General features: G+C 67.7%; 5 protein-coding genes. 4 read left to right on the top strand and 1 reads right to left on the bottom strand.

Annotation, left to right across the window (positions count from 1 at the left end):
- The first annotated feature begins 100 nt into the window (after positions 1-100).
- Entirely contained in the window at positions 101-1,432 is a 1,332-nt protein-coding gene (locus Q4P07_RS01510; RefSeq protein WP_303373113.1) for an HNH endonuclease signature motif containing protein, read from the top strand.
- A gap of 171 nt (positions 1,433-1,603) precedes the next feature.
- Complete coding sequence (locus Q4P07_RS01505; protein ID WP_303373112.1) at positions 1,604-2,200, top strand: gamma carbonic anhydrase family protein; 597 nt, start codon at positions 1,604-1,606, stop codon at positions 2,198-2,200.
- 75 nt (positions 2,201-2,275) lie between these two features.
- Here Q4P07_RS01505 and Q4P07_RS01500 read toward each other — a convergent pair whose 3' ends face one another.
- Entirely contained in the window at positions 2,276-3,919 is a 1,644-nt protein-coding gene (locus Q4P07_RS01500; RefSeq protein WP_303373111.1) for a CdaR family transcriptional regulator, read from the bottom strand.
- Between the two features lie 70 nt (positions 3,920-3,989).
- Between Q4P07_RS01500 and Q4P07_RS01495 the strand changes: the two genes are divergently transcribed.
- On the top strand, positions 3,990-4,871 hold the full coding sequence (locus tag Q4P07_RS01495) for a GNAT family N-acetyltransferase (RefSeq protein ID WP_303373110.1): 882 nt from the start codon (positions 3,990-3,992) through the stop codon (positions 4,869-4,871).
- Positions 4,868-5,983, top strand: coding sequence for an o-succinylbenzoate synthase (gene menC, locus Q4P07_RS01490; protein ID WP_303373109.1), 1,116 nt, complete (start codon positions 4,868-4,870; stop codon positions 5,981-5,983). Before Q4P07_RS01495 ends, menC begins: the two co-directional genes overlap by 4 nt.
- Positions 5,984-6,000 lie beyond the last annotated feature (17 nt).

Below are 6,000 nucleotides of genomic sequence, written 5' to 3'. Positions count from 1 at the left end.
TGCCACACCGGGCGGTCGGTCTTGCCACACCAAGCGGTCGCCGAGGTGCACTCGTGATCGTGCGGAAGGTATGTCAGCGCCAATTCGTACAATTGTTCGTATGAAGAAGATCTGGGGCGGTGACGTTGTCCGAGTGGGTGCCTCTGCCTGGGCCGCCAGTGGACTTCCGCCGGTGCGCCCTCCAGGCGAGGTGGTCGCCGGTTCCTTGAGCCAGACCAAGCGTGGAGCCGCACTGGCAGAAATAGCCGCTCATGACACGTCGCGCCTGCAGGACAGCGAGGTCGCGGGTGGTCTCGAGTCGCTCGCTGCGGCCGCAGGGATGCTCATGCGGACTCGGTTGCGGCTGGCCTGCGAAAGCGCCGGGCGCGGCCTGCACACCGAGTCTGGATTTGGTCTCGTGGACTGGCTCGTTGCACGAAGCCCCGACGTGGACCCCTCGGTGGTCAGGGATCTGTCCAAACTAGCAACCGGCAGCAGAGAGCCCGTGCACGCCCCCGTCCTGGACGGTGTGCTGTCAGGGAGCATGTCTGTGGCGCGGGGTGCCTGTGTCCTGAGGTCCCTGCAGCGGATCCGGGCAGGTGTTCCGACCGACCTCTACGCCGGTGCCGTGGAGGCGCTGGCCGCCGTTGGCTGTGACCCGGCGACCGATGATGCGGGCGTGGGCCGGGCGGTGGGCGAGCTCTTGCGCCGTTGCCTGCCCGAGAAAGTCCACGACGACGCCAACAAGTATCGGCGCGCGCTGCGTGACGTACACGAGTCAAATCTGGCCGATGGCAGTGTTAAGCGACTGATCATGACGTTCGGTGACGATGCCGACTACGAGGCTGTCCGCGCCGTCCTCACCTCGCCGCTGGCCGCACCAGCGTCCCGCGAGGAGGTGGACGCGACCGGAGAGGAGGACCGGCGCACTCCCGGTCAGCGTCGATACGACGCCCTGATGACCGTGATAAGCCGTGGAGTGGCTGGGTCACGGGGACAGCCGACCACGCCGAAGGCCATGCTGGCGGTCACTGTCGACCTCGAGGTTCTTTCGCACAAGCTGTCCGAGAAGGCGGGTCTCCCCGGGTGCGGAGAGACGATGGACGGGGCTTCGGTGGCCGCGGACTCGATCCGACGGCTGGCGTGTGAGGCCGACATCATCCCGATGGTGCTCGGCGGCGATGGCGAGATCCTTGATCAAGGTGTCCGACGACGACTCGTCACCCCGGGGCAGCGCGTCAATCTGGCACGGCGAGACAGGTGTTGCACGATCCCCGGGTGCACTGTGCCGGCGACGTGGTGCGAGGCGCACCATGTGATCTGGTGGTCCCGCGGAGGTCGCTCAGATCTGTCCAACTACGCGCTGCTGTGCCCCCGGCACCACACGTGGGTCCACGACCGGGACCTCACCGCCACCGTGACTGGCCGGGGCGTTATCTGGCATCTCAGATGAACCCGCCCCGCACCCGGCCGACCGGCCGGGCGATCAATCATGCATACGGGGCCGTACCTGCTCGTGCGCCGTCCCCCAGATCGAGGGACAGCCCTAGTAGGTTGCCGACATCGCCGAGACCAACTGTGGAGTTCGGCCAGAAGCCACGACACAAGACGGACTGAGGTAGCCATGACTGGTACGAAACCTACGAGAGATGACGGCTCGCACTGGCCGGGGGCGATCATCCTTGCGCTGCCGGGCCGAAAACCGGAGCTTCACGAAGAGTGCTGGCTGGCCCCTGGATCAGCGGTCAGCGGCAGCGTCACCATCGGCGCCCGGTCCAGCATCTGGTATGGCGCTTCCGTCCGAGGGGATGCTGAGCAGATCACCCTCGGCCAAGAGGTCAACCTGCAGGACAACGCTGTGATCCACGCCGACCTCGGCAGTCCGGCCCACATCGACGATCGGGTGTCTGTGGGCCACGCGGCCGTGCTGCACGGCTGCAAGGTTGGATCCGGCAGCGTCATCGGCATGGGAGCCGTCGTGCTCAACGGCGCCGTGATCGGTCAGCGATGCTTGGTCGCCGCCGGAGCGGTGGTGCTGGAGGACACTGTGGTGCCCGACGGCATGCTGGTCGCCGGTGTCCCCGCCAAGGTGAGGCGAGGGCTGACGCAGGACGAACTCGCTGGTATGGAGGCAGGAATCCTGGGTTACGTGGGCAAGGCGGCAGACCACCGAGCTGCTGTGCTGGGAGGTGGGCTCGGACCGGAGGTCGACGCGAGGTAGGTGGGCACCCCCTGAGCCGGTGACCGATGGTGGGTCAGGGTGACCGATCGAAGACGACGATCGGGGACGGATGGTTCAGGTCGGCCGTCCGTGACGTCTGAGGCGCAGCGCAAGCCACAGCAGGAGGAGCTGGTCGGGGTCGGAGCGGTCCAGCCCGTGTACCTCTTCGAGACGCCCGAGCCGGTAGCGCACGGTATTGACGTGGACGCCGAGTTGCTGCGCCACTGTTCGGGTGTCCCCCCGACTCTCGAGCCAGGAGAGCAGCAGGTCTGCGTGGTCGGTGCCATGAGTGACGTCATACGCCAAGATCGCGGCCGCAGTCTCCGACAATTCGGCCGGGTCAGGGAGCTGGTCCGCGAGGGAGAGGAGCCGCAGGCTGTCGACGAGAGAGGATGCGCTCGCGACCGGACCGGGCGTCGCGCCGACCAGGACCAGATCGACGACGCGGTCGGCGTCCTCGCGGGCGAGCGACACGCGCCACGCGGCACGAAGGGGACGAGAGATCCCACAGGCGAGAGAGGTATGCAGCGCGTGCCCAATTCCGCGGACCGCACCCTCGATGGCGGCACGGGTGCGCTCAGGCGACTCTCTGATAGCGACGACAGCGTAGACACGGCCGGCCGAGTCGACGCAGCCGGTGGGGCCGAGGCGGGCCTCGAGCTCGAGGGTCACGACGTCGAGAAGTCGGCCGACGTCCACGGAAGGGGTGGCCGCCGCAGAGCGTGTTGGACTGCTCACGGGGCTTCCCTTCTCGGACGGCTGGATCGCAACGACACAGAGCCGTCCTGGGTCGGTGACGTTGAGCTGGCGAGCGGCCGCCGGGTCATCGTGCTCGAGCAGGCGGCGCACCAGGTCGGTGCGTCGCTGGCGGGTAGCGTCGTGACTGCTGCGGTTGCGCAGCAGATGCAAGGCGGCGATCTCAGAGGCGGATGCCACTACCTGCTCGGCATCGGGCCGAAGGCCACCCTCCGGCACGACGATCCATACTGATCCCAACGGTTCGGAGCCGCTGCGGACAGCGACTGCCAGGCGACCGAGTCCGGTGTCAGTCGCGGGGTAGCCGACCACGCCGGGCGCGCGGTAGAGGCGGGCATACTGCTCGTCGTTGAGCGGCAGGTCCGGCACCTGCCGGCCCAGGATGCCCTCCTGACGCTCGGCGTCGATCCGCTGCCCTCCGACGGCCGAATACGCCAGGACGCGCCGACTGAGGTCCTCGATCGCAGTCGCTCCTCCCGTTGCCGCGGCGATGACATTGGCGAGCGAGAAGAGGTCCCCCACGGCCAGCGAGGACATCACAGCGTCGGCGCCGGCGCCCGTCCCCGAGAGCGCTGTTTCGACGAGGCGGTCCAGTTGCAGCCACTCCACGTCGTCGTCCACGACGAGCAGCGCGATGCCGACGGAGTCCGCCGCACGTGCGCCCAGGGTGACCTCACGGCCATGCCGCTTCACCGCCACCGCCGCATAGCCGGCGGTGGCGGCGTCCGCAAGCACCTCGTGCAGGCCCTCCCCATCCGGCTTCAGGCCAACGCCGAGCAGCAGCCCACGATGAGCCTCGGGGACCGGGCACCCCGGGTCATGCAGGACCGTCTGGGTGATTGCCAGATCGCGCGCCGCCTCGTCGGAGACCAACCGCAGGGTCGACTGGCCCAACGCGTCGAGAAGCGTCCCGAGGCTGGGTAGCGTCCGGCGGAAGGAGGGGAGGTTCGTGTGCAACGACACAAGTGAATCGTAGACAACTTGGACCGGTAGACAACGCCCGGCCCGGCACCTTGCGGTCAGAGTTCTCTACATGACGAGTAGCCACCAGGAGCCGACCGGCTTCAACGTTCTCGAACGGGTGCGGCGCACTGTCCGGACGAGCGCTGCGCGCGCCGGTGTCGAGCTCGTTGTGGTCGAGGAGGTCGAGCAGTTGCGCGAGATCTCCGCCCTCTTCGCCGCGGTCTGGGGACGTAGCTCTGAAGGCGTGCCGATGCACAGCGAGGCGATGCGCAGCATGGTGCACGCCGGAGGCATGGTCAACGCCGCGCATGACACCACGACCGGTGAACTCCTCGGTGCTGCGGTCCTGGGGCGAGATGAGCCGGGCGCCTGCTACGGCTATCTCGCCGCCGCGGCCCCCAACGCGGGGGACCGCGGCATTGGCCGCACGCTCAAGCAGCACCAGCGCTTCTGGGCGCTGGAGCACGGGCTCGACGTCATGCGCTGGACCTTCGACCCGCTCGTCGCCCGCAATGCGCGCTTCAACATCAGCCGCCTCGGCGCCGTCGTGCGCGCCTACGAGGTCGCCTTCTACGGACACATGGCCGACGACCTCAACGGCACGGATGTCGGGGACCGGGTCGTGGCCCAGTGGGACTTGCGCTCGAGCCGGGCGCTCGCGGCTGGCGAAGGGGTGCTGCCTGAGCACGAGATCGATCCTGTGCGCTCGGCACCTGCTGGCGCACACGTCGAGGACGGGCCGGACGGCACGCCTGCGCTGGTGGTGGCGGGGGTTGATCGGTGGCTGCGCGTGCCGCCGGACATCGTCGCACTGAGGGGTCATCACCCTGAGCAGGCCCGAGCCTGGCGAGCATCCAGTGCAAACTGGATGCAGGAGGCCTTCGCGGCTGGACTGAGCGTCCACGCCGTCAGTCGGACCGGCTGGTACCACCTCCAAGGAGAGACCGCATGAAGATCAAGCACTGTGAGATCCGGTGGGTGAAGATCCCGCTGGTCACCCCGTTCCGGACTTCCTTCGGCACCAGCTATGACCGAGAAACTTTCCTGGTCCGTCTCGTGACCGACGACGGCAGTGAGGGGTGGGCGGAGTGTGGCGCTGAGCCGGAGCCTCTTTACAGCTCCGAGTTTCTTCCCGCGGCCGAGATGGTCATCCGTGCGCACCTCTTGCCCCGGCTTCTTGCCCTCGGTGACCACCTCGGGGCGGCCCGGGTAGCGACCGCTCTCGCGCCCGTGAAGGGCCATCTCATGGCCAAGCACGTGCTGGAGACTGCGCTGTTGGATGCAGAGTTGCGCAGCGCTGGTATGCCGTTCGCGCGCTACCTGGGTGCGGTCAAGGAGCAGGTGCCTACGGGCGTCTCCGTGGGGATCTACGACAGCATCCCCGAACTGCTGGACAAGGTCAGCGGCTACCTCGAGGAGGGCTATCTGCGGATCAAGCTGAAGATCGAGCCCGGCTGGGATCTCGAGCCTGTCCGCGTCGTGCGCGAGACCTTCGGCGACGACGTCCTGCTGCAGGTCGATGCCAACACTGCCTACACGCTCTCGGATGCACCCCACTTGTCGCAGTTGGACAAGTTCGACCTTCTCCTGATCGAGCAGCCACTGCCCGAGGATGACCTGCGCGGCCACGCCGAACTTGCCAAGCGGATCACAACGCCCATCTGCCTCGACGAGTCGATCACCTCCGCTCGCGATGCCGCGACGGCGATCGCGTTGGGCGCCGTCCACATCATCAACGTCAAGCCATCGCGTGTCGGCGGCTACCTCGAGGCGCGGCGGATCCACGATGTGGCGTACGCCAATGGCATACCCGTCTGGTGCGGCGGGATGCTCGAGACCGGCATCGGGCGCGCTCCCAACCTGGCGCTCGCGGCGCTCCCCGGCTTTGTTCTCCCTGGTGACACGTCGGCGTCAAACCGCTACTACGAGACCGACCTCACGGCACCGTTCGTCATCGAGAACGGCCACTTGAGCGTTCCCACTGGTCCCGGCATCGGCGTCGACGTGCTGCCTGACGTGCTCGAGGAGGTCACGACCGCCATCTCCACCGTCCCACTCGACTGAGCCTCGCTTTTTCGCCC

Source organism: Ornithinimicrobium sp. (assembly GCF_030537745.1).
Classification (GTDB): domain Bacteria; phylum Actinomycetota; class Actinomycetes; order Actinomycetales; family Dermatophilaceae; genus Ornithinicoccus.
Note: the sequence above shows the minus strand (reverse complement) of the source record. Positions and strands in the feature narration are given on the sequence as shown.